Origin of the sequence: Pseudoalteromonas rubra, assembly GCF_005887095.1 — a bacterium.
Classification (GTDB): Bacteria; Pseudomonadota; Gammaproteobacteria; order Enterobacterales; family Alteromonadaceae; genus Pseudoalteromonas; species Pseudoalteromonas rubra_E.
Window position 1 is genome coordinate 117,470 of record NZ_PNCI01000042.1, and the last position, 23,095, is coordinate 140,564.

Below are 23,095 nucleotides of genomic sequence, written 5' to 3' on the forward strand. Positions count from 1 at the left end.
ATTTGCTATGTTAAGGTCACAATGGTTTTTAACAAATTAGGAACAAGTGAGTGACCAAAACGCTGACCCCGCCCGTGGCTAAAAAAGTGCCACACATCATGACCCACCACCAGGATCAAAGGACAGACAATTACTACTGGATGCGTGACGATAATCGTCAGGACCAGCAGATATTGGACCATTTACATGCTGAAAACGCCTACTGTGAGGCGGTGATGGGCGAGCACAAAACATTGCAGGACCAGTTGTTTGAAGAAATGAAAGGTCGCATTGTCAAAGATGATAGTACGGTGCCGGTTAAGGACGGGCGTTTTTGGTATATGAGTGAGGTCAGTGGCGACGATGAATATTCGCGTCATTACCGTGGCAGCGATGAAGCCATGACTGACAAGCAATTACTGCTGGATGTCAACGCGCTCGCCACGGCTTATGAGTTTTATGAACTGGGTGATATCGCTGTTAGTCCAAATGACAATGTGCTGGCTTACAGTGAAGATACAGACGGCCGGCGCATTTATACTGTGCGTTTTAAAGACTTACAAAGCGGTGAGATGCTGAGTGACGTACTGACTGAAACCGAAGGGGAAGTGGTCTGGGCCAACGACAATAAAACCGTGTTCTACGTGCGTAAAGACTTGCAAACTCTGCTGGGCTATCAGGTTTATCGCCATGTATTAGGCACACCGCAAAGCGATGATCAACTGGTATATGAAGAGCAGGACCGTCAGTTTTATATGGGTCTGGGTAAAAGCCGCGATGAAAGCGAGATCTACATTCATCTGGCTGCTACGGAAACCACAGACATCCTGGCGTTGTCGGCCGATGAACCGCAAGGTCAGTTTGAGCGCTTACTGACCCGCACCACAGGCCACGAGTATGGCTTGGATAAACTGGGCGAGTATTACTATCTGGTCTCTAACCGGGAAGCCAAAAATTTCCGTCTGTTACGTGCGACCAAAGCGACGCTGGCCAATCCTGAACAGTGGCAAGAGTTGATTGCGCATCGCGAACAGGTGCTGCTTGAAGGTTTGGAACTGTTCCACAGTCATTATGTGGTGACGGAGCGAGAGCTGGGTCAGATCCGTTTTGTTGTACATGACTACGTGGGCAACAGTTATCAGCTTAAGTTTGATGATGCCTGCTTTTTTGCCGGATTGGGCTATAACCCCGAGCCAGAGGCCGAAACCGTTCGGATCTATTACTCAAGCCTGACAACCCCAAGCAGTGTTTATGACTTTGCGCTTGTCGGGGGTCAAAAGACCCTGAAGAAACAACAAAAAGTATTGGGTGACTTTAACCCTGACTATTATGCTTCTGAGCGATTACATATCCCTGTGCGTGATGGGGTCGAGGTACCGGTGTCATTGGTTTATCGCAAAGATAAGTTCAGTAAAGATGGCACTAACCCGCTGCTGCAATATGGATATGGTGCTTACGGCATCACCATAGATCCAAATTTCTCGACTAACACATTGAGCCTGCTGGACCGCGGCTTTGTGTATGCCATTGCGCATATTCGTGGTTCAGAGATGCTTGGCCGTAACTGGTATGAGCAAGGTAAAAAAGCGCATAAGCAAAATAGCTTTAATGACTTTGAAGACGTCACCCGGGCTTTGGTTGAGCAAGGATATGGTGCTGCGGACAAAGTGTTTGCCTCTGGCGGCAGTGCTGGCGGTCTGCTAATGGGGGCTGTGGTGAATCAGGCGCCAGAGTTATATCGTGGTATCGGTTGTCACGTGCCCTTTTTGGATGTGCTAACCACCATGCTGGACGAGAGCATTCCGCTAACGACCAACGAATATGATGAGTGGGGCAATCCGAACGATGAGGCGGACTACCGTACTATCTTAGCGTATTCACCCTATGACAACCTGCGCGCCGCTGACTATCCTAATATTCTGGTAACAACAGGACTGCATGATTCTCAGGTGCAATATTGGGAGCCAATGAAATGGGTGGCCAAATTGCGCGAACTGAAAACGGATAATAATCTGTTGTTGTTTAAAACCGATATGGATGCCGGGCATGGTGGCGCGTCGGGTCGCTTTAAAAGCTTGCACGAAAAGGCGCTTGAAATGGCCTTTTTCATTGGTTTACTCGCCCGTTAATTGAGCGCTTTGACACAGACTGATATAGATCAGTCTGTGTGCGGGTCACCTGGCATATCATGTGAAAAATAGACTTGGAGAGCAGGTATGTTTGCAGCACATGGAAAATGGCAAATTAATATTGCCCCGCCAGTGATTTTTGTGAATCTGATCGGTGCTTTTAACCGAGAAGGGGTTCGGGCGTTCGAGCAACAGGCAGTGACTGAAGTGTCATTCTTTCCTGCGGGGTCGCTGCAGCGAGTTGTGATCAATCTGGCTCAGTGTGAGCTGGCAACGTCGGACAGTATGGAGGCACTGCAAAGCTATTTCTCAGAAGTGGCGCAACGAGGTTATCAGGAAATCGATTTTATTGGTGTGAATGCCTTGTCTCGTCAGTTGCTGACGCGGTTGTGGCAGGAGCAGCCTGTGAAAGTGCTATTTTATCTTGATGCGGATGCTTATCTGATTCAGCACCCGCATTATCGTGATGCAGCACCCTGGCTGAGTGCATCGATGACTGAATGATAAAGTAAATGGAGAGGCTCAGCCCCTCCATTTTGCAAACTTTGTCAGCCTGTTAGGCTAAATAAGCTTTTAACATCCACACCAGTTTCTCTTGTTCTTTAATGTAGTCGCTCATCATTGCCGCGGTACCCTCATCACTTGCATCGCCAGCTTGTTCTAAAATGGCGCGCTGCATTTTTATCAGGGTGGTAAACCCGTCCAGCAGGTACTTCACCGCTTCCTGGCCATCACTGATCCCTTTGGCCTCGTTGATCTGGCTGTGCTCAAGATAATCACTGAAAGCATGCAGCGGCGTGCCTTCTATGGTCAGAATACGCTCCGCGATTTCATCTACTTGAAGCAAAAGTTGATTGTAAATCTCTTCAAACTTGACGTGCAGCTCAAAGAAATTTCGGCCTTTGATGTTCCAGTGGACACTGCGGGCGTTCATATATTGGATCTGATAACTACTTAACAGGATATTGAGGTTGCTTACTAACGCCTGACTCTTCTGGCTGTCTAATCCAATGCTGTTGCTCATAGTTTACTCCTGTATTGCGGTTAAAAAAGAAGACGCAAACAGGTTGCGTCTGAGTGATTCTTAGTGTGACTAAAAAGACGGCAGATGCCAAATGGGAAAAGTCGATTGCAGGCATCAACATTATTGAAGACAGCACCGTACTGACTGCGCCACACTGTTGGACAAAAGCTTATACAACAGCGGCTTAATCTGCACTTAATGATGCTTAAAGTTTGCCACTTTGATACTTGAGGCCATAACAACAACCACTAAGTTGATCTATCTCAAGCAGAAAATAGGTTGCTTTTTCACCGCTGTGGCAATTTGATTTAGGTCAAAATTCCCCCGGCTAAGGGGCGCATAATGGCTTCAGCAGGCGGAAGATGTGGATTGAACCGAGGTTATCTGAAACGCACATCTGAGCCATTCACTAAGTTTTTTTAGGCGTGTCAGAGCACAGTATACAGGTGCCACACCCAAGGAGCGTATCATGCAAGGTAAAACCCCTTCTCAACATAAATCTGAAATTGCTGTGGTTGTTATTGCACTACTGACGTTTGTGGTTGGTCTGGTCGGCCACCTGGCAGGTGCAAGTTACGCGAATTCAGACGCATTCGGCTATATTGCTGCGCCGATCCCCCTGATTGTCGGGATCATCGCATTGGTGGCTTACAAAATAGCAGCAAATGGCGATCACTGAGATCGCTGTAGTATCTCAACGATGTAGTTGAGCACAGTACGAGAGTAAATTAAGGTGGTATGGCTGAGACGAAAGATTTTGTGCTCGGCCATGCCTTTTAACTTAGTTTCATCCAGCAGCACAGTACCATCTGAGCGACTGCCTTTTTTCAGCAGCGGCATCAGGCCAATTGGCAGATCTCCGGCGATGCTGTATAACTTGGCTTTGAATGGCCAGTTATGCTGCTGACTGAGCAAGTATTCCACGCTGTTTCTGAGCACCATATCAAAACCATGGTCATGCATATGTTTGGCGATATAGCTGCCTTTGTGCGGGGTGCCCAGCGTGATGACTTTGCTGATAGCCTGACTGGCCTCAGACTGGTGGGTGAGGTAATCTCGGGCAACCAGTCCACCCATTGAGTGGCAAACCAGTGCTGCATCATGGCCCGCAACAAAGGCGTCTATCTGCGCAAAGATAGTCTGTTTGTCTGGCGTCAGCGTGTTATAGCTGAGGTTTAGGATCTCGAAGCCGAGCTTTTCCAGCCGCTCACACAGCGGGCGCATGACAAATCCTGACATATACAATCCATGTAAAACGACGACTCTGGTTACTGCCATTGTGCTTACCTCTTGTGCATCCGGGTGAGGTTATCCCTGCAATGTTTCCGGGATCAGATGCACACTGTGTTGTTCATCACTGAACCAGATTTCACCGTCCTGTACCGTGACTGTCAAGGCCATTGTGCGAGTTAGCATCTCAGCCATTACGCTGGTGGCGCTGTAAGGCAAGCTGATGACCTTAAGGTTCGTGTACTGGCGCAGTGTGTTCTGGTTTTTTTGCCACCATGGGCCCTGATTGTTCTCACCATAGGTATAAAGTACCACTTGTTTAGAACGATTGCTGGCTTTTTTAAGCCACTTTTCTTCGGGTAAACCCACACTGAGCCACAGTTCAATTTCATCACTGTAATTTTTCAGCCAGATATCCGGCTCATCTTCGACACATAAGCCCTTACTGAAACTGAGTCCGTCCTGATACTCCAGCGCAAACGCCAGCAGCCGCACCATCACACGCTGGGCGTTTTCCGATGGGTGTTGTGCCAAGGTAACACCGATGTCCTGATATACATGACGGTCCATATCGCTGAGCGAGAGATTGGCCTTTAAAATAGTTGATTTGAGTGCCATTGCCTGTCCAATAAAGCAAAAATGCCATTATATCGGTAATTGCCCAGTTTGTGCGGGGAAAGTGATGTGGATGTCCGCTAGCGACTATTCAGGTGGTAATGGAACAGACAGGCCTGAGCAAGCGCGCAGCCGGGCAATAGCCATGGCCCGTTGTAGATAAGAGTGAGAAGTAAAACAGCCCCAGGCAGAGTTGCGTAGTACAAAAGGTGACCCTGGGTATAGCGGCTGCACAGCCAGTGAACCGGCAAACCGATGACGAGCCAGCCGACCAAAGAGAAAGCAAGGTAAAACGCGGATAATAAAGCGAAACTGGTAAGCAAACCCACCATTTTCATTGGGCTGAGTAAATCATCAACCATCAGGGTCGCCATACCCAGCAAGAGCAGCAGGCCGGTGTAAAAAACACTTTTTACCGCTGCACTGTCCCAGTTACTGTTCAAAATACATACTCCTTACTGCCCAGAGATGTGTGGCTGCTTATTCTATCCCCAATATCGCGGTTTATAGTACACTATGCGTTATTCATGTGTCGCGCGGCTGGGCAAACTAAATAGTGTGTTTTTCGAGCCATTGAACCAGACACAAGCAGATTTAATAAGGTAGAAAACGATGAGCAGAACAGGTATCCAGTGGTTTCCCGGACATATGAACAAGGCGCGCAATGAGATCAAAGAGATCATGCCGCAGATGGATGTGATTATTGAGGTACTGGACGCCCGCATTCCTTACAGCAGTGAAAACCCTATGGTCGCGCAGCTGCGTGGTGATAAGCCGGTCATCAAAATTCTGAACAAAGCTGATCTGGCCGATCCCGAGCTGACACAGGCCTGGATGGACTATTTTGAACGTGAAGATGGGGTGAAAACCCTGGCATTTGGCCATGATAAAGGCAATGACGTTCAGCGTATTAACGCGTTATGTAAAAAGTTGGCGCCGCATAAAGTCGGTCAGGATAAGCAGCTTAAGGCCATGATCATGGGTATTCCCAATGTCGGCAAATCGACACTGATCAATATTCTGGCAGGGCGTATCGTCGCGAAAACGGGCAATGAACCCGCGGTGACGAAAGCCCAGCAGCGCATTAAGCTCGAAGACGGCATTATGCTGTACGATACACCGGGCATGTTATGGCCAAAAGTTGAAAATGAAAACTCGGGCTATCGCCTGGCTGCAACCGGAGCTATTCGTGATACTGCAATCAACTATGAAGAAGTAGCCAGTTACACTGCCGAATATCTGCTGCAGGCATATCCACAGCTTTTACAGGCTCGATATAAAATTGACGAGTTGCCTGAGTGTGACTGGACCTTTATTGAAATGGCCGGGAGAAAGCGAGGGTGTATTCGTGGCGGCAACCAGGTGGATACGCACAAAATGTCGGAGATCCTGATCAACGAGCTCCGCGATGCCATCATAGGTCGCATCACCATGGAAACACCGCAAATGCGTGATGAAGAGGAAGAAATGGTTGCGCAACTGCGTCAGGCGGCAGAAGCGAAAAAGGCGGCCAAAGAGGAAGAAAAACGCCAGCGTCGTGCTCGTGCGCGTAAAAACCGTCGTTAATTCGTGGGTTGAATAAAAAAATCAGGCATAAAAAAAGCCCGGGGCAGGGCTTTTTGATTTCATATCTACCGTCACCGATATGAGCAATGTAGCAAGTAAAATGTGAGTTGGTTGCCTGTGAGCCACATTAAGGGGCGTTAATGTTTTTCACCTGCAACCAGAGCTTTTTGCGTAAGCAACACGTATTTCTGAGTCGAGAAACAAACTGAGTACTACAACAAATTGAGCCGTCAACCTCTCTTTGTTGATAATGATTATCAGTTAGATCCAATCAAGTGTCAATACCTATTTGAAATTAATTCTCATTTGCGTTTTGGTGGTTGGATCATCAAGCCGCAAATTTCAGGCATAAAAAAAGCCCTGAGCAGGGCTTTTTATGTTCATATCTACCGTCACCGATATGAGCAATGTAGCAAGTAAAATAGTAAGTTGGTTGCCTGTGAACCACATTAAGGGGCGTTAATGTTATTCACCTGCAACCTGTGCAATTAACGTGTGCATCACGTGTTTCAGGGTCGAGAAACAAAATACGTACTGCAACAAAGTGAGCCGTCAATCCCGCTTTGTTGAGAGTGATTATCAGTTAGATCTGTGTGCCTGTCAATTATTTTTTGAAAATAATTCTCATTTAGTTTGGTGTTTCCAAATTAAGCGTAGCTCGTCGCCATACTACCTTTCATGGCAGTGTTCTTTGTGATGTGTTTGTGGAAACCTAGTCTGTTTTTAGACCGGAAATGAAAAAAGCCCTGAGGAGGGCTTTTTGAGTTCATATCTACCGTCACCGATATGAGCAATGTAGCAAGTAAAATATAAGGTGGTTGTTGAGTTACACCAAGGGGCGTCAATGTAACTCATGAACAACCAGTGCTGTTATCGTGCGCAACACGCGTTTCAGGGTCGAGAAACAATTAGAGTAACAAAATGAACCGTCACATCACCTTGTTGAGATTGATTATCAATTAGATTTGGGGGCCTGTCAATATGTTTTTGAAAATAATTCTCATTTATGTTTTTTGTTTTTGAATGGGGCTGTGCGACTTTCCTTGTGAGGGTTAAGTTGCACCATATTAATGTCGTGAATTTATTAATTTACTCATATTTTACGCCTTGTTTGCTTTTTTGTTGGTGATATGATCAAAAGTATTGAAAAGTATAACAAAAACAAAAAGGAGTTTTAGATGCAGGGTTTGAATGCTGCAATACTGGTGCTGAGCGCTGTGAGCGTCCCGGCTTGGGCAAAGCAGGTTGTTGTTGAGGTGCCAGTGGGTTTCTCTTTCAATGCACAGGGTCACACTTTTTATGTGGATATGCTCCATACGAACTATAAGGTCTTACCCTTTAAACTACGTTTTTGGTCTGACTGTACCCAGGCGTGTGATAAACGTCAGGTGCAAAGAGCGATAGTACGTGAGTTTGAAGCCCAATTGCGGTCCGATACAATAAATGCACTACCTTCCAGGACCTGGTCTTGTGAAGATACATCCGGATGTGAGTACCGGGGAAAGCAGATCAGGGTGTTGTTTGATACTCTGTTTTCTGTTGAACAATTTTCACGGTTTGATTTACCCGTGTTTGACCTTAGGTTGTCCTATAATCGGCAGGATTCAGGCATACTCATGCCGAACGGTGCCTTTAATGTAGATGAGGGTCATAACTTTCTGATAAATGAAAACTTTGTTTTTACTCAGCTTGGTCCGTCGACTTTTCAGGTGCACTATAAAACCGATAGAAATGATATTGATCAGCAAGAAGACGAGCAACAACTGCTGGCACACGTTGAAAAAATGGCCTATCAGTGTACTGAGCAAGTGAGCGGGGCACTGCCCGAGCTAGAGGTGACACTGACGTGCCACCATAATGCCCAATAGCTGTCAGGTGACAGGACTTGCAACATGGTCAACCCCCGTTAAAGATAACCGTATTAAAAAACAAGGAATGAAATTATGGAGTCTCATTTTACGCCTTATGCACTGGCCGCGTGTCTGGTATTACCTGCCGCAGCACACGCCTCTTTCGATGTCAAAGCCAGCTGGCTGCTTTCCACTCTCAGGGCCACACAATTTATGTCGAGTTCTCACCTTCAACACAGAGTTATCAACATGTGAACTTACGATTTTGGGCAGACTGCCAGGCGCAGTGTGATAACCGCCGTTTTCAACGGCAGATGGTGCGTGACTTTGAACTGGCAATGCCACGCGTTCAGTTTACAACAAGGAACAAAGATCAGCTATTATCCTGCCAGGATGGTGAAAGGTGTACATCCAAGTCTCAGAGCATAGCTAAAACACTGGAAATAGATGTCACACTGGAAGAACTTGAGCGCTATGACCTAAGAGTATTTGATCTTGTTGTTATCGGGTCTACATCTGAGTCTGGCGCGGTGATACCACAAAGTGTGTGTAACCTAGATGCCATATGTACTCCAAATGACAACTTCCACTTTACCACGCTCAGCCCCGGCGTTTTCTCGGTCACTTATCAGGTCAACAAACAGGATGCAGATGAGCTTGATGACGAACAGAAACTGCGCGAGTTTACACAAAAAGCGAATTATCAGTGCACAGAGCAGACGAAAACTATGGCGTCGCATGTACAGGTGACATTGACATGCGAGCATCTGGGTGAGCAAAGGCGCGGGCTTAGTGTGCTTGCAGCCAGTAATAGTAGTCGGTGGCATCGTGAATATCGACACGCTGCTGCGCGGCTTCCAGTTCGTCAATGACCTGGTGTAAATGTGTCGGGTTTTCCCAGGTTTCACTGACATCCACGCCCAGTCTCACCGAAAATGTGGATGAGGCCAGTGCACGCTCAGTAACGGTCGCATTTAATATAGAAGTGCTGTTATCCCGCTCGTAGGCCATAATTGAATTACTATCTAACACCTCACTCAGCGCCGCAAAAAAGGCGGCGCCCTGATCTGGCCAATCAATTTTGGCTGAGCTGTCATACCAGGTGGGAATATCGGCATGCAGCTTTAACTGCGCCATCCCTTGATTATCCAGCTGCGCTCTGATTGCTTTAAATGTATCAATGAGCTGCCACAACAACGCCTGGCGAGACTGGGGCGTGCCTTGCTTCCATTCAGTCAGTGCATGGGGCTCAATATCCAGGTGAAGCGCCGTAAATTCAGCATGAGGCGCAGCATTGTGCTGGTAGTCGATAAAACGGGTCTGTAATTTACTCAGCATCTTGCTGTGGTTGTTTGGAAAAACCCAGGTGTTTTGTGCCATCAGATAGTGTGACTGAATCCCCTGTGTTGCAAGTGTTTGATTCCACTGTGCGACGGCCTGAGGGTGAGTCGATGTATATTGCCCATAGGAACCATAGACAACAGCAATACTCTGTTGCTGCAGTAAATCAATCAAGGTTTGTTGTTCAGATTGTGCGGTGATCATAGAGGAAGCACCCAGCGGGTCGCCCCCTTTTTTCCATAGCCAGGTTGCGCGTTCAGATGCCTGAATGGCAACACTGGTCATGAGTGCCAGTATCGAACCAAGAAAGATGTGGCGCTTAGGCATTGTTAGACTCCTTATTGATTGTTTTACCGTCGACAGTATGTGTCAGACATATTCCATGATGGGTGCTCGATCCCAGTGCCAAATTGCCGTATAACTAACCTTAAATAACAAAAAATAAACAGGATATTTATGCTAAGTTTGCTTGGCTTAATTGGTGCTTTGGCATTACTGATAGGCCTTACCCTGCGCGGGGTCAACTTGTTTATCGCTGCGCCCTTGTGTGCATTGATTGTGGCCCTGACCAGTGATATTGCCATTTTCAATGGCACCTCAGGACAACCCTTTGTGTCTCTTTATATGGCCGGATTTGCCGGATTTTTGCAAGCCTGGTTTTTAATGTTTCTGCTGGGCTCTTTGTTTGGCAAGTTCATGGAAGACACCGGGGCGGCTGATGCCATTGCCCATTACGTGATAGGCAAAATCGGCATGAAATACGCGGTACTTGCCGTGGTACTGGCGTGTGCGCTGCTGACTTACGGCGGTGTCAGTGTGTTTATCGTGGCTTTTTCTGTTTATCCGATGGCTTTGAGTTTGTTTAAAGATGCGAATTTGCCTCGGCGCTTTATCCCTGCCGTACTGGCCTTTGGCTCCGTGACCTTTACGATGACCTCAGCCGGCTCACCTGAAATTCAAAACTGGATCCCCATCAAGTACCTGGGTACATCGCCCTATGCAGCCTGGCAGGAGAGTCTGGTGGTAGCCATCTTTATGGCGGGATTAGGTTATATGCTGTTGAGTTGGATGATCCGTCGCGCAGTGGCGAACGGTGAGAGTTTTGTAGCCCGCCAGGATGATCCCGAGCAGGTTCAGAGACGCTTGCCGCATCCAATCACGGGTTTATTGCCTTTACTGGTCGTGCTTATATTGTCCTTTACCTTGCATGGTGCACTGCAACAAAACGCGCTGATCGTTGCTCTGCTGGGGGGAGTACTCACTATTTTAGCGATTAATTTTAAGCACTTTCGCGATTTATCTCAGGCGGTCAATCTTGGCACCACTGGCGCTTTGGTGGCAATCGGGAATACGGCTGCGGTGGTGGGCTTTGGCGCGGTAGCCAAAGGCACGCCAGCGTTTAATGAAGCTGTTGCCCTGATGACCAGTATCCCCGGCAATGAATTGCTTGGCGCTGCCATTGCGGTGAGTGTAATCGCGGCACTGACAGGATCGGCGTCGGGCGGGCAAGCCATTGCGCTACCACTGGTTGCGCCACATTATCTGGACTTAGGCGTCGATGCCAATCAGCTGCATCGGGTGGTGGCTATCAGCTCTGGGGCGCTCGATACCTTGCCACACAATGGGTATGTTGTGACGACCGTACGGGCAATTTGCGGGGAGAAGCATCAGGATGCGTACTGGCCATTAGCGGTACTGACGGTGCTGGTTCCATTATTGGGTGTGGGGCTTATTCTCGGGCTATTTATTTGGTTTTAAATGACTTGCAGGCAGGCGCTTTTGCCTGAACAGTATTGAGTCGTTTAGCCCCTGATTTGGGAAAGCAGGAGCAGAGTAAGCAGGTCATTTAAGTCATGAAAATGGCCGCTTATTTACGCCATTCGCGGGGTTTTTATTACCCATTAAAACAGAGGCAGCCTTTATCTGACGGTGTTTTGGAGCATACAAAAGCCCCATAAGCAAAATACATTCCACGATAAACCACTTTTTTCTCAAATTGATTGCATTTTAGACGACTTGAAGGATGATGTTCGCCTAAAGAGGTGATATACTCCCGCCGAATAATTTTTCTACTTTAAATAGAGTAAAACAATGGCAGATTTATCGAAATACAGAAACATTGGTATTTTCGCGCACGTTGATGCGGGTAAAACTACCACCACTGAGCGTATTCTAAAGCTTACTGGTAAAATCCACAAAACGGGTGAAGTACATGACGGTGAGTCTACTACTGACTTCATGGAGCAGGAAGCTGAGCGTGGTATTACAATCCAATCAGCAGCGGTAACTTGTGAGTGGAAAGGCCACCGTTTAAACGTTATCGATACTCCTGGACACGTTGACTTCACAGTTGAAGTATATCGTTCACTGAAAGTACTTGACGGTGGTATCGGTGTATTCTGTGGATCTGGCGGTGTTGAGCCTCAGTCAGAAACTAACTGGCGTTATGCGAACGAGTCAGAAGTTGCTCGTGTTATCTTCGTAAACAAGCTGGACCGTATGGGTGCAGACTTCTACCGCGTAGTTGGTCAGGTTGAGAAAGTACTTGCTGCTAACCCGCTGGTTATGACTCTGCCTATCGGTATCGAAGACGAGTTCTGTGGTGTTGTAGACGTACTTGAAAAGAAAGCGTACGTTTGGGACGAGACTGGTCTTCCAGAAAACTACGAAATCAAAGACGTTCCTGCAGACATGGTTGACAAAGTTGAAGAATACCATGAAATGCTGATCGAAACTGCGGTTGAGCAAGACGACGACCTGATGGAAGCGTACATGGAAGGTGAAATGCCTTCTCTTGAGCAAATCAAAGCATGTATCCGTAAAGGTACTCGCGAGCTGGCGTTCTTCCCAACTTACTGTGGTTCTGCGTTCAAAAACAAAGGTATGCAGCTGGTACTAGACGCGGTTGTAGATTACCTACCTGCGCCTACAGAAGTTGACCCTCAGCCTCTGACTGACAAAGAAACAGGTGAGCCTACTGGTGAAGTAGCAACTGTTTCTGCAGATGAGCCGCTTAAAGCGCTTGCGTTTAAGATCATGGATGACCGTTTCGGCGCCCTGACCTTTATCCGTATCTACTCTGGTCGCATGAAAAAAGGTGACACAGTACTTAACTCTGCAACTGGTAAAACAGAGCGTATCGGCCGTATGGTTGAGATGCAGGCAGACGAGCGTAACGAACTGACTGAAGCACAAGCGGGTGACATCATCGCGGTTGTAGGCATGAAGAACGTTCAAACTGGTCACACTCTATGTGATCCTAAGCACGAATGTACACTTGAAGCGATGATCTTCCCTGATCCGGTAATCTCTATCGCGGTAGCACCTAAAGACAAAGGTGGTAACGAGAAGATGGGTATCGCGATTGGTAAGATGGTTGCAGAAGATCCGTCATTCCAGGTTGAAACTGACGAAGATTCAGGCGAAACCATCCTGAAAGGTATGGGTGAACTTCACCTGGACATCAAAGTTGACATCCTTAAGCGTACTTACGGTGTTGAACTAATCGTTGGTCAGCCTCAGGTTGCTTACCGTGAAACTATCACGCAAGAAGTTGAAGATAGCTACACGCACAAGAAGCAGTCTGGTGGTTCTGGTCAGTTCGGTAAGATCGACTACCGCATCAAGCCTGGTGAGCCTAACTCTGGCTACACTTTCTCATCTTCAGTTGTTGGTGGTAACGTTCCTAAGGAATTCTGGCCAGCAGTTGAGAAAGGCTTCAAGATGATGATGGACGAAGGTGTTCTGGCTGGCTTCCCAGTACTAGACGTTGAAGTTGAGCTGTTCGACGGTGGTTTCCACGCAGTTGACTCATCAGCAATCGCGTTCGAAATCGCAGCGAAAGGCGCATTCCGTCAGTCAATCCCTAAAGCAGGTCCTCAGCTTCTTGAGCCTGTGATGAAGGTTGACGTGTTCACTCCAGAAGACAACGTAGGTGACGTAATCGGTGACCTTAACCGTCGTCGTGGTATGATCAAAGACCAGGAAGCTGGCGCAACTGGCGTACGTATCAAAGGTGAAGTACCACTATCTGAAATGTTCGGATACATTGGTCACCTGCGTACTATCACGTCTGGTCGTGGTCAGTTCTCAATGGAATTCTCTCACTATGCACCTTGCCCGGCAAACGTTGCTGACGCAGTAATTGCAGCAGAGAAAGAGAAAAAAGCTGCTAAGTAATTAGTTGACTGATTTCTGAAAAAAGGCCGCATTTGCGGCCTTTTTAATGCTTGTTACTGTAAGATGCGGCGTGTTAAATCCCGTGGCGCCAAAACTCTCCTTATCACTCATCTAAATAGTTCGCATGCTACTTAGGCACAAATATAAATAAAATCATACCCCGACCCTGCGTGGAAATTAATCGCTAATTATTGCTAAAAATAACACAAACGGACTTGATTTAGGAACTCTGCAACTTTATCATTAGAACTCAGATTCTGTTGATTCTGCCTGTAATTGAGTAAAATTGGGAGGTACTCATGAGAACCATAGATTTGGATATCAGCTGGTTTGCCGTGTTAGCCACGTTATGTGGTATTTCATTGTGTTATGGGATGATGACATTGGTGGCCCTAAATGGGATTGCGTCGTCATTGATGGTTTTAGCGTTATTGGTTGTTGCATTGGTTGTAGTGACGACACTCACCAATAAGCGCTTTGTACATATCGATAAAGCAGGAATTTGCTATCGTACATGGATGAAAACACAGTATGTGCATGCAGATGAAATAGTATCACTCGAGCGACAAAAGCTGGGTCCGTTGCGTTGTTTAAGGGTTGTGCTTAGTAACAACCGAAAATTAGCATTTCCCTACTGGTCTATTGATGATGCTGAGCTGCAAAAAGCTGCTCAGCTGCTATCTGTACCGGTATTGGAAAGCAGCAACCAAGTTAAAGCTTGAACATACCAAATCACCACACAAGGTGACCTGGTGTAAAAACTGAGAGCAAACAAAAAATGCGCCTTCTGGCGCATTTTTTCTATTTTTATAGTACAGACTTAACCTGATGATTCAGTCTGTCTATCTATTTACAGTGACTGGTTACTTAGTGCGACGACGCAGTAATGCCAGAGGCGCTGCTAACAGTGCCAGCCAGCCGAAACTACCTGAATCATCATCGTCGTTGTCATCGCCTTGTTTGACGTCTCTGACATTGACAACCACTTCAACCGCCTCTGACAGGTTACCTGCACTGTCCTGCGCCTGAACCATGAATTCGATACGATTATCGTATTCATAGTCTAACTCACCTGCTACAAGCAGCTGACCTGATGCGTTTACTGTGATGACATTGGTGCCAGTGACAATAAAGCGTTCTACAGGCGTGACCGCCGAATCTGCATCAGAGAAGTCCAGCATACCAATAACTGTTTGTAATTGTGTATTCTCATCAACAGTGAAGCGCTGACCTTCAGCAATGACCGGGCGAGGATCGACCGGCGGTTCGCCTGCAACGGTTTTCACTTCGATGATCACTGGGTCGTGATCTGATGCTCGATAAGCGTGCTCGGCATACAGCTCAGCGATTTGTGCGTCGGTACGGTATTCCGTATTGTAATCCAGCATACGTGGCTCATCGGCATTGATGTGCCAATCTGTTGCATCGGTTACTTTGCTCAGCAAAGACTGAGAAGCAACGGCATGGTCCAGACTGCCCAGACGACCAGAGTAGTTGTAAGAATAGCCCAGCGTATTGCTATCCAGGTGCGTTATGACGTTGCTCAGGCCTTTGTCTTCGAATGCGCGCATTGGATCTTCCATTGCGTACGCATTCATGTCGCCAACCAGAATCACATCAGCATCGTCGTTACCGGTAGGGTTAGTTGCAAGCCAATCTGCGAATGCATTGGCGCCTTCGGTACGGATAGCGTTCCAACAACCCTGACCGTCGCCCTGATCTGCATTGTCACCCTCTGCACTACCACAGCCTTTAGATTTCAGGTGCGCAACCGCAACCGTGAATTCTTCGTTGTTGTCTAGCTTACGGAAGCTCTGTGCTGTTGGTGGGCGGTTGCTATAGTCAAATGGCGCTGCAGTGGTAAAGCTGGCTGTGCCCGCTTCTTCAACCGTGTCAGTACGATAGATAATACCGGTTGTAATGTCGTCTGTACCAATCTGAGAGGCGTTAAAGTCGACATAGGCATAGGTGTGCTCAGATTCAGCATTAATGGCTTTCACCAGATCTGCGACTGCGCTATGCTCGCCGAAACCGTCGTTTTCTAGTTCCATCAGACCTACCACGTCTGCATCCAGTGCCGTAATTGCAGAGACCAGTTTCGCTTCCTGACGCACCAGCTCTTCAGCTGTATCTGCACCACGAGGAGTCGGGAAGCCACCACCTTGACCGTCGCCATTGAAATAGTTCAATACGTTGAAGCTGGCAATACGCAGATCGCCTTCACCTTTGAGCTCAGGTGCTTCAGTACGCTCATTGGTGTTGTTGAAAGTCGGCGCTTTAGTTGGGTTTAGGCGATACTTGCCAAAACTATAGGCAATAACCCCTTCCAGATTAGTGACTGTGTCACCCAGGCGGATTGTTTTATAGGCATCCAGACCTGTGCTTGGGTAAGGGATCACTTCTGGATTCTGAACAGTAGAGCCATCGTCCATTAGCAGGAATTTTTTGGTGTTTTCAGCTTCTAATGCGTTGGCTGCATCGCCAGGCAGTGCCACCTGTGTGCCCTGGTAAAGACGCTCTGTTGCCAGGCCAACTTCACCATAACGGCCCAGATTGTATGTATCCGCAACGACCATATCCTGAGACAGGCTAACCAGCATGCCTTCAACCGCTTCCAGATCGCTTACTTCTTTTACAGGCAGAGTCAGCATCTGTGCCTGAACATCGGCGCTGCCGCATACTTCAAGTTGCGTGACATTGCCTAATTGCGTTGCGTTGTAGAATTCCTGAACGGTACCTTGTACGCGAACCTGGTCGCCTACTTTAACATCGACATCTTTGTAGTATACAAACAGACCTTCTGAGGTCGTACTGTCTTCGTCCATATCCGCTGCCAGTGACTGGACAAAGAAGCCTTTGAGCTGGTTGTCTTCTTGAAGATCAGCAGTCACAACGGCTTCAATGGTCACAACCTGATCTTTTAGCGGGCTTTCATCTGTGTTGCCCTGAATTTCATTAATTTTTGTACTTGCGTCGCCACAGACCAAAGGCTCTGGCTTATCATCGCCATCACCACCGCCGGTGTCGCCATTGTGGCTACCCAGGCCACTGAAATCGTCTTTATCGAACTGTACCCACTCGGCGCTAGGATCAAACTCAGCATCAAAGGCGGTACGGCCTGTCTTTACTTCGATATTGCGGCGCAGTGTTTTATCTTGGGTTGCAACGCCGTTGTTTTCCCATTTACTGCCCGGGTCAAAGCCAACCTGGCCGAAGCTGTCCACAACAGTATCGCCATTGCGCAGCACAATTGCGTCGTCGCCATTGTACCAGCTGCCGCCAATAGTTAGCTGCGCAGCGTTGAGTACAGTATCGACTGCACTGCTGTTGGCGATTACATAGGTACCGCCTGCAGCAATTTCGCCGCTTAGCTCAATCGTATTAGAGGGATCGGTACCCCCATTTGAATAATAACTCAGCGTGTAGCCATCGAGTGATATTGCGTTTTCTGAAGTATTGAAAAGCTCAACTGCTTTGTTGTTTGAGCTGCCTTCAATGTACTCTGACATGATGACCTGAGCCTGCACAGGGGCAGTTGCTGCGGCCACAAGAAGTGCCAGTGGAGTGAATTTTGTTTTTATCATGTTTTTTCCCGTGTGTAGTTTAAACCCAAATGGGTACATAAGCTTACGGGGGCTATGTTACACAAAAATGACACAATGTTAATCAGAAAAATGCAAAAAAGGAGCAATTTATTGCTCCTTTTTTAATAATTACCTATTATTTATTTATCATTCAACCAGATAGCGGCTTGCTTTGCGAAATAGGTCAAAATGCCATCGGCACCGGCACGTTTAAAGGCGAGTAATGACTCCATAATGGTTGGCTTTTCTGCCAGCCAGCCGTTGTCAATCGCAGCTTTATGCATGGCATATTCGCCACTGACCTGGTAAGCAAAAGTGGGTACACCAAACTCATCTTTAACACGACGTACGACGTCCAGGTAGGGCATACCCGGTTTAACCATGACCATGTCGGCACCTTCTTGCAGATCGAGTGCAACTTCGCGCAGTGCCTCATCTGAATTGGCCGGATCCATCTGATAGGTTTTCTTATCTGCCCCTTTAAGGTTGCCTGCTGAACCGACCGCATCACGGAACGGGCCGTAATAGCTGGAGGCATATTTGGCGGAGTAAGCCATAATGCGGGTGTGGATATGTCCGGCTTCTTCCAGTGCATCGCGAATGGCGCCAATGCGTCCATCCATCATGTCTGACGGGGCGACAATATCAGCACCGGCATCGGCATGAGACAGCGCCTGCTTAACCAGTATCTCCGTCGTGATGTCATTGATCACATAGCCTTCATCATCGATGATGCCATCCTGGCCATGGGTGGTGAACGGGTCCAGTGCCACATCGGTGATCACTCCCAGTTCGGGGCATTCACTTTTCAGGGCGCGTACGGTCCGTTGAGCAAGCCCTTCGGGGTTATAGGCTTCTTCAGCGTGTAAGGATTTTTTGTCGGCCGGCGTAACCGGAAAAATCGCAATGGCTGGAACGCCTAACGCTACCAGTTCTTTTGCTTCTTCTACCAATAAATCAATCGACAGGCGCTCAATGCCTGGCATAGAAGGAATGGCTTCTTTGCGGTTCTTGCCTTCCAGAACGAATACCGGATAGATCAGATCGTTTACCGTCAGTGTGTTTTCACACATCATACGGCGAGAAAAGTCGTTTTTGCGCATACGACGCATGCGCGTATAAGGAAAAAGATCCAGTCCTGACTGAGCCACGTTAAGTCTCCTGCTTAGGTTGGTAAATACAGATCCGATTGCGGCCTTGCTGTTTGGCCATATACAGGCCCTTATCAGCCAAATCGGTAAATAGAGTGGGGTTGCCGGTGTCCTGTGCAATGGCACTGTAAACCCCTGCACTGGTAGTAAATTTAATATGGTGGCCAGCCACTTTTAGCTCATGTGCTTCAGTCGCCAGTCGGATCTGCTCAGCCAGTTCCAGGGCGCCGTCCTGTGAGGTGTTGGGCAGCAGGATCACAAACTCTTCGCCACCATAGCGAAAGACCTCATCATGGGGTCTTTTCAGATGTTGTTCTATCAGGCGCGCAAAGGCACAAATGGTGTGGTCGCCAGCCAGGTGCCCGTAGTTATCGTTGACCTTCTTGAAGAAGTCGATGTCCAGGATGATCAGGCTCAGGGTGGTTTGCTCTCGACGCGAGCGACGAACTTCCATCATCAGGCGCTTATCAAAGTAGCGGCGGTTTTTCACTTTAGTCATGGGATCTTCCATGTTGAGCTTTTCAAGCTCATGGTTCTTTTCTTCGAGCTCCCGAAGTGTGACCTGTAGTTCAAAAGTTCGCTCGTCTATGCTGTTTTCCAGTTCCTGCTGTGCCTGTTCCTGTAGTTTCAGTTTCTCCTTGAGCAGAGCGTCCTCAGCCTGAGTGCGGGCCAACTTATGTTGTTGAGCCTTAATGTGCTTTTCGCGCTCAAGTATAAACTGGCGGGTCAGAACGAAACTGAGGTAGAGGCTCAGGATCAGATAGCAAACATAGGTCACCGGGCGGTCCAGCTGTGCACCGCCAAAGACACCCAACTCAAAGCCAAATTGATAACTCAGCGTGACCAGCATGATGGTGTAAATCAGTATCGCGGTCATTTTGGTTGTGCGACGATACCGGCTTCGCATTGTACAAAGGATATAGCCCAGCACCAAAGTAAGTGCCATACCATAAGCTGCAAAGGTGGCCACAGGTAATGGCAGCAGCTGGCTGAGCAAAGTCATTATCACACCCAGGATCAGCAACTGGGTCAGTTTACGGTCGTGTTTTGCCTGTAGCAGATTGGGCAATGCTTTGCTGCGCTGGATAGGGATCAGAGCCAGTGTCGACAGCATCACCAGCAGGCTTTGCCCATATTGCTGTAGCCAGACATTGTCTCCGTACAGGTAGCGATAGCTAAATCCATAGAGGTGCACAATCAGCAACCAGAACAGCCCAATGATCACAGTACCATGTAAAAAGTAACGCCGGCGGGTAAAGCTATATAAGGTGACATTAATGGCAATCATGGCCAGGATAAATCCGGCTAAAATACCGTAAAGCAGATTAAACTTGCTCTTATACTTTAAGTATTCTATCGGATGCCAAAGGCTTAGCGGCGCATTCAGAGTGCCATGATGGCTGATCTTCAAGTACACCTGACTATGACTGTGGGCCGGCAGCTCCAGGGGGATCAACTGCGCTTCATGTTTAATCGGGCGCTGCAAGAGCGGGAGTGCATCGCCCAGTGCCAGGGTGAGAAAAGATGCCTCATCATGGCGGATATAGGCGGTGATCTTGTCCAATAAGTTGTTATCTATGCTCAGTAGCAAAGGTACTTCAATGGAGCCTGGGTTATGCAAGGTAACTCGGATCCAGGCATGGGTGTCAGCTGGCGGTTTTAGGGGGTGATATTGACCGGCCTGCCACTGTGGTTGACTAAGCAGTAAAGCCTGAATATTTTCTGCCTGGTTGTAGGTGTATTGATACGAGAGCGATTGGTGTTGCTTAAACTCAGCTGAAACCTCCAGTGCCTGAGTGGCGCCTGACAGCAGCATCATGAGTAACACCAAACGCCACAGCATTAGCCGGTTATCCCTTTAGCTAAAAACAGGGTTCTGAAATTGTCACAAGTTTGTTGCGCCAGCTGCGATACGGAGATGTCCTTGAGCGCGGCAACATGGTGTGCGATCTCAGGCAGGTACGCGGGTTCATTACGCCGTGATTTTGGTTTAGGCTTTAATGTCCGAGGGAGCAAAAATGGCGCATCGGTTTCCAGCAGGATCCGATCTTCGGGTATGTAACGTACCAGCTCTCGTAAGGTTTCTCCTCGTCGCTCGTCACATAACCAGCCAGTCAGGCCAATCATGAGACCATAATCCAGGTAATGACGCAGTGCGCGTTTATCGCCTGTAAAGCAATGCAATACACCGCGCAAAGAAAATTCATCCAGCATCGCGCTGAATGTGTCAAAGGCGTCACGCTCGTGCAAATAAACAGGCATATCCAGCGCCTGAGCCAGTTCCAGTTGTACCCCGCAGATCAGTTGCTGAACCGGACGCGGAGAGTAGTCGCGGTTGAAGTCGAGTCCGCACTCGCCGATGGCCACAACTCTGTCCTGTGCGGCCAGGTTGCGCAATTGCGCAATAAAATCGTCCGGTACGTCTTTGGCGTCATGAGGGTGAACTCCCGCAGTGGCATATTGACCATACTGCTTTGCCAGAGCCAGACTGTGTTCACTGCTTTGTAAATCGCAGCCAATCAACAGCATAGACTCTACACCCTGACTGGTAGCCCGGGTCACAATCGCGTCACGCTCGGCTTCAAACTGTGTACTGGTCAGGTTGACACCGGCATCTATTAACGTATGCATTTAGTCGATTCTTCTCACTTTAATTGTGCGGTTTGAGCCCACTTTCTGCATGATAAAGGAGTTGAAGGAACCTCGGCGGATAACCACGGTATCTCCTTCTTTAGCAAAAAATGCCTGGGTACCGATTTGCTGCCAGCTTTGCTGGTTGTCCAGCATAAACCGGCGTTGTCCGTTCGGTGACTTACTGACGTCAGAAAGCGTGGCACTGATCTCTTGGTCGCCTTCTTTTTTGTGTTCCAGCCCGAACGCTTCTTTACTTTTTGTCTCAGCATGGCGAGGTGCAGGGTGTGGCTTGGCGGCAAGATCTGCGGCCAGTTTATCGTAGCAGGCCAGACGCTGTGTATCTGCTTCGAGCTGACTGCATGCTTTCACTTTATGAAGTAAAGGTCCCTTAGCCTGTGCGGGAAATATACTCAGTACCGTGGAGAGTATGCAGGTGACCGCCAGCATCAGTTGGGGGTTATTCATGGCCTTGTTCCTCTGTTACTGGCTTTTTACTGTAGAGTCTTGCTAACAGCAAACCGACTTCAAAAAGCAATGCCATGGGTACGGCTAGCAGGGTTTGCGATAATACATCTGGTGGCGTTAAGAACATGGCAATCACGAAGACACCAACAATAATGTAAGGGCGCTTTTGTGCCAGGCTGTCGGTCGTTGTAACGCCACTCCAGCAGAGCAACATGATGGCCACCGGGATTTCAAATGCGACACCAAACGCAAAAAACAGTTTCAGAATGAAGCCAAGATAACTGCTGATATCCGGGGAGAGGGTCATCATATCTGGACCGACGGCGGTAAAAAAGCCGAGGATAATAGGCATCACAACGAAGTAACAAAAAGCGATGCCAGCGTAAAACAACAAGATACTGGACAGCAAAATAGGCATCAACATACGCTTTTCATGCTGATACAAACCGGGTGCCAGGAATCCCCAGATCTGATGCAGTATCATGGGCACTGCCAAAAACAGTGACACGAACAGCGTCAGCTTAAAAGGCGCAAAGAAAGGGGCCGTAACATCTGTCGCAATCATGGTGCTATTAGCGGGTAAACTTTCAACCAGCGGTGCCGCCACAAAAGCATAAATGTCATTGGCGAAGTAAACCAAAGACACAAATATAATCAGGACACTGAGCAGCGCCTTGATCAGACGATTTCGAAGCTCAATAAGGTGGCCAATAAAGCCACTGTTTGTCATATCTGACATGCAAAAACTCGTAGACAGTTAGTTTGGAGAGGACGGATCTTTGTCGTTTTTTGACGAATCTGGAGACTTGCTATAGCTATGGCGCACCGATTCTGCCGCACGTTGTAGCTCCTCCACCGATTGCTTCAGGCCCGGCGCGATGTTATCCAGACCTTGTTCTTCGGCTTTTTTAAGGTTGCTATGCAACTCGTGTACGCGCAATTCTTCGTTGACCTCTGCTTTCACAGAGTTGGCGACAGATTTGACGGTGTTGATCCAGCGACTCACTGTTCTGATTGCAACAGGTAAGCGTTCCGGCCCAAGCACTATCAGGCCAACGATCATCACTACAACGAGTTCCCACATCCCCATGTCAGATCACACCTTGTCTTTTTCTTTTTCGCTGGCTGTTTTAGCTTGTGCCGCTTGATCGGTCAGTTGCTCTTTATTTTCAGCTTTATCCGACTTTTTTTCTTCTTCGTCTTCTGCAACTGCGTTTTTAAAGCCCTTTACAGCGTTGCCTAAATCACTGCCGATGCCACGTAGTTTTTTAGTGCCGAATAAAAGCACAATAATGGCCAGAATGATAAGCAATTGCCAAATACTGATACCACCAAAACCCATGTTTAC

24 protein-coding genes are annotated in these 23,095 nt (G+C 47.9%); 11 read left to right on the forward strand and 13 right to left on the reverse strand.

What is annotated here, in order from left to right; all coding sequences use genetic code 11:
* Positions 1 to 50 precede the first annotated feature (50 nt).
* Positions 51 to 2,108: a S9 family peptidase gene (locus tag CWB99_RS17760; RefSeq protein ID WP_138552290.1), complete on the forward strand. Its 2,058-nt coding sequence runs from the start codon at positions 51 to 53 to the stop codon at positions 2,106 to 2,108.
* Positions 2,109 to 2,195: 87 nt separating this feature from the next.
* Positions 2,196 to 2,612 carry a hypothetical protein gene (locus CWB99_RS17765; protein ID WP_138552291.1) on the forward strand — a complete coding sequence of 139 codons (417 nt, stop codon included), beginning with the start codon at positions 2,196 to 2,198 and terminating at the stop codon, positions 2,610 to 2,612.
* Positions 2,613 to 2,664: 52 nt separating this feature from the next.
* Here CWB99_RS17765 and CWB99_RS17770 read toward each other — a convergent pair whose 3' ends face one another.
* Positions 2,665 to 3,132 carry a Dps family protein gene (locus CWB99_RS17770; protein WP_138552292.1) on the reverse strand — a complete coding sequence of 156 codons (468 nt, stop codon included), beginning with the start codon at positions 3,130 to 3,132 and terminating at the stop codon, positions 2,665 to 2,667.
* A 65-nt stretch (positions 3,133 to 3,197) separates the two neighbouring features.
* On the opposite strand from CWB99_RS17770, the gene CWB99_RS24825 reads away from it, so the two are divergent.
* Entirely contained in the window at positions 3,198 to 3,320 is a 123-nt protein-coding gene (locus CWB99_RS24825) for a hypothetical protein (protein ID WP_283235369.1), read from the forward strand.
* Between the two features lie 281 nt (positions 3,321 to 3,601).
* The gene (locus CWB99_RS17775; RefSeq protein WP_010384994.1) at positions 3,602 to 3,811 is read left to right on the forward strand and encodes a hypothetical protein; all 210 of its coding nucleotides are present in this window, start codon (positions 3,602 to 3,604) and stop codon (positions 3,809 to 3,811) included.
* On the opposite strand, the gene CWB99_RS17780 is transcribed toward CWB99_RS17775, so the two are convergent.
* The 3 genes from CWB99_RS17780 to CWB99_RS17790 all read right to left on the reverse strand — a co-directional run bounded on the left by CWB99_RS17780 (position 3,805) and on the right by CWB99_RS17790 (position 5,420).
* On the reverse strand, positions 3,805 to 4,410 hold the full coding sequence (locus tag CWB99_RS17780) for an alpha/beta hydrolase (RefSeq protein WP_138546008.1): 606 nt from the start codon (positions 4,408 to 4,410) through the stop codon (positions 3,805 to 3,807). The two genes, CWB99_RS17775 and CWB99_RS17780, sit on opposite strands and share 7 nt — an antisense overlap.
* 30 nt (positions 4,411 to 4,440) lie before the next feature.
* A complete protein-coding gene (locus CWB99_RS17785; RefSeq protein ID WP_138552293.1) occupies positions 4,441 to 4,980 on the reverse strand; it encodes a YaeQ family protein in 540 nt (179 codons plus the stop codon).
* Positions 4,981 to 5,057: 77 nt separating this feature from the next.
* A complete protein-coding gene (locus CWB99_RS17790) occupies positions 5,058 to 5,420 on the reverse strand; it encodes a hypothetical protein (RefSeq protein WP_138552294.1) in 363 nt (120 codons plus the stop codon).
* A 169-nt stretch (positions 5,421 to 5,589) separates the two neighbouring features.
* Between CWB99_RS17790 and ylqF the strand changes: the two genes are divergently transcribed.
* From ylqF to CWB99_RS17810, 4 genes are all read left to right on the forward strand, one after another.
* Entirely contained in the window at positions 5,590 to 6,543 is a 954-nt protein-coding gene (ylqF, locus tag CWB99_RS17795; protein WP_138546011.1) for a ribosome biogenesis GTPase YlqF, read from the forward strand.
* Between the two features lie 1,178 nt (positions 6,544 to 7,721).
* Positions 7,722 to 8,411 (forward strand): hypothetical protein, encoded by a 690-nt coding sequence (locus tag CWB99_RS17805; protein ID WP_138552296.1) that lies wholly within the window; start codon positions 7,722 to 7,724, stop codon positions 8,409 to 8,411.
* Positions 8,412 to 8,486: 75 nt separating this feature from the next.
* Positions 8,487 to 8,648, forward strand: coding sequence for a hypothetical protein (locus tag CWB99_RS24165; protein WP_171045386.1), 162 nt, complete (start codon positions 8,487 to 8,489; stop codon positions 8,646 to 8,648).
* Complete coding sequence (locus CWB99_RS17810) at positions 8,645 to 9,265, forward strand: hypothetical protein (RefSeq protein WP_138552297.1); 621 nt, start codon at positions 8,645 to 8,647, stop codon at positions 9,263 to 9,265. Before CWB99_RS24165 ends, CWB99_RS17810 begins: the two co-directional genes overlap by 4 nt.
* Here CWB99_RS17810 and CWB99_RS17815 read toward each other — a convergent pair.
* The gene (locus CWB99_RS17815; RefSeq protein WP_138552298.1) at positions 9,183 to 10,061 is read right to left on the reverse strand and encodes a hypothetical protein; all 879 of its coding nucleotides are present in this window, start codon (positions 10,059 to 10,061) and stop codon (positions 9,183 to 9,185) included. The two genes, CWB99_RS17810 and CWB99_RS17815, sit on opposite strands and share 83 nt — an antisense overlap.
* Before the next feature lie 129 nt (positions 10,062 to 10,190).
* Between CWB99_RS17815 and CWB99_RS17820 the strand changes: the two genes are divergently transcribed.
* The 3 genes from CWB99_RS17820 to CWB99_RS17830 all read left to right on the forward strand — a co-directional run bounded on the left by CWB99_RS17820 (position 10,191) and on the right by CWB99_RS17830 (position 14,635).
* Positions 10,191 to 11,492, forward strand: a complete 1,302-nt coding sequence (locus tag CWB99_RS17820; protein WP_138552299.1) for a GntP family permease — start codon at positions 10,191 to 10,193, stop codon at positions 11,490 to 11,492.
* 333 nt (positions 11,493 to 11,825) lie between these two features.
* Complete coding sequence (gene fusA / locus CWB99_RS17825; RefSeq protein ID WP_138552300.1) at positions 11,826 to 13,913, forward strand: elongation factor G; 2,088 nt, start codon at positions 11,826 to 11,828, stop codon at positions 13,911 to 13,913.
* A 299-nt stretch (positions 13,914 to 14,212) separates the two neighbouring features.
* A complete protein-coding gene (locus CWB99_RS17830; RefSeq protein WP_138552301.1) occupies positions 14,213 to 14,635 on the forward strand; it encodes a hypothetical protein in 423 nt (140 codons plus the stop codon).
* A 141-nt stretch (positions 14,636 to 14,776) separates the two neighbouring features.
* Here CWB99_RS17830 and CWB99_RS17835 read toward each other — a convergent pair whose 3' ends face one another.
* The 8 genes from CWB99_RS17835 to tatA form a co-directional block, all read right to left on the reverse strand.
* Entirely contained in the window at positions 14,777 to 17,497 is a 2,721-nt protein-coding gene (locus CWB99_RS17835; protein WP_138552302.1) for an ExeM/NucH family extracellular endonuclease, read from the reverse strand.
* A 140-nt stretch (positions 17,498 to 17,637) separates the two neighbouring features.
* Positions 17,638 to 18,648 (reverse strand): porphobilinogen synthase, encoded by a 1,011-nt coding sequence (gene hemB / locus CWB99_RS17840; RefSeq protein ID WP_138552303.1) that lies wholly within the window; start codon positions 18,646 to 18,648, stop codon positions 17,638 to 17,640.
* 1 nt (position 18,649) lies between these two features.
* Positions 18,650 to 20,491 carry a sensor domain-containing diguanylate cyclase gene (locus tag CWB99_RS17845; RefSeq protein WP_138552304.1) on the reverse strand — a complete coding sequence of 614 codons (1,842 nt, stop codon included), beginning with the start codon at positions 20,489 to 20,491 and terminating at the stop codon, positions 18,650 to 18,652.
* Complete coding sequence (locus CWB99_RS17850) at positions 20,491 to 21,279, reverse strand: TatD family hydrolase (RefSeq protein ID WP_138552305.1); 789 nt, start codon at positions 21,277 to 21,279, stop codon at positions 20,491 to 20,493. The genes CWB99_RS17845 and CWB99_RS17850 overlap by 1 nt, the downstream gene beginning before the upstream one ends.
* The gene (locus tag CWB99_RS17855) at positions 21,280 to 21,747 is read right to left on the reverse strand and encodes a hypothetical protein (protein WP_138552306.1); all 468 of its coding nucleotides are present in this window, start codon (positions 21,745 to 21,747) and stop codon (positions 21,280 to 21,282) included.
* Positions 21,740 to 22,486 (reverse strand): twin-arginine translocase subunit TatC, encoded by a 747-nt coding sequence (gene tatC / locus CWB99_RS17860; RefSeq protein ID WP_138552307.1) that lies wholly within the window; start codon positions 22,484 to 22,486, stop codon positions 21,740 to 21,742. Before tatC ends, CWB99_RS17855 begins: the two co-directional genes overlap by 8 nt.
* Positions 22,487 to 22,504: 18 nt before the next feature.
* Positions 22,505 to 22,837 (reverse strand): Sec-independent protein translocase protein TatB, encoded by a 333-nt coding sequence (gene tatB / locus CWB99_RS17865; protein ID WP_138546024.1) that lies wholly within the window; start codon positions 22,835 to 22,837, stop codon positions 22,505 to 22,507.
* 6 nt (positions 22,838 to 22,843) lie between these two features.
* Entirely contained in the window at positions 22,844 to 23,089 is a 246-nt protein-coding gene (gene tatA, locus CWB99_RS17870; protein ID WP_054016084.1) for a Sec-independent protein translocase subunit TatA, read from the reverse strand.
* Between the last annotated feature and the right edge of the window lie 6 nt (positions 23,090 to 23,095).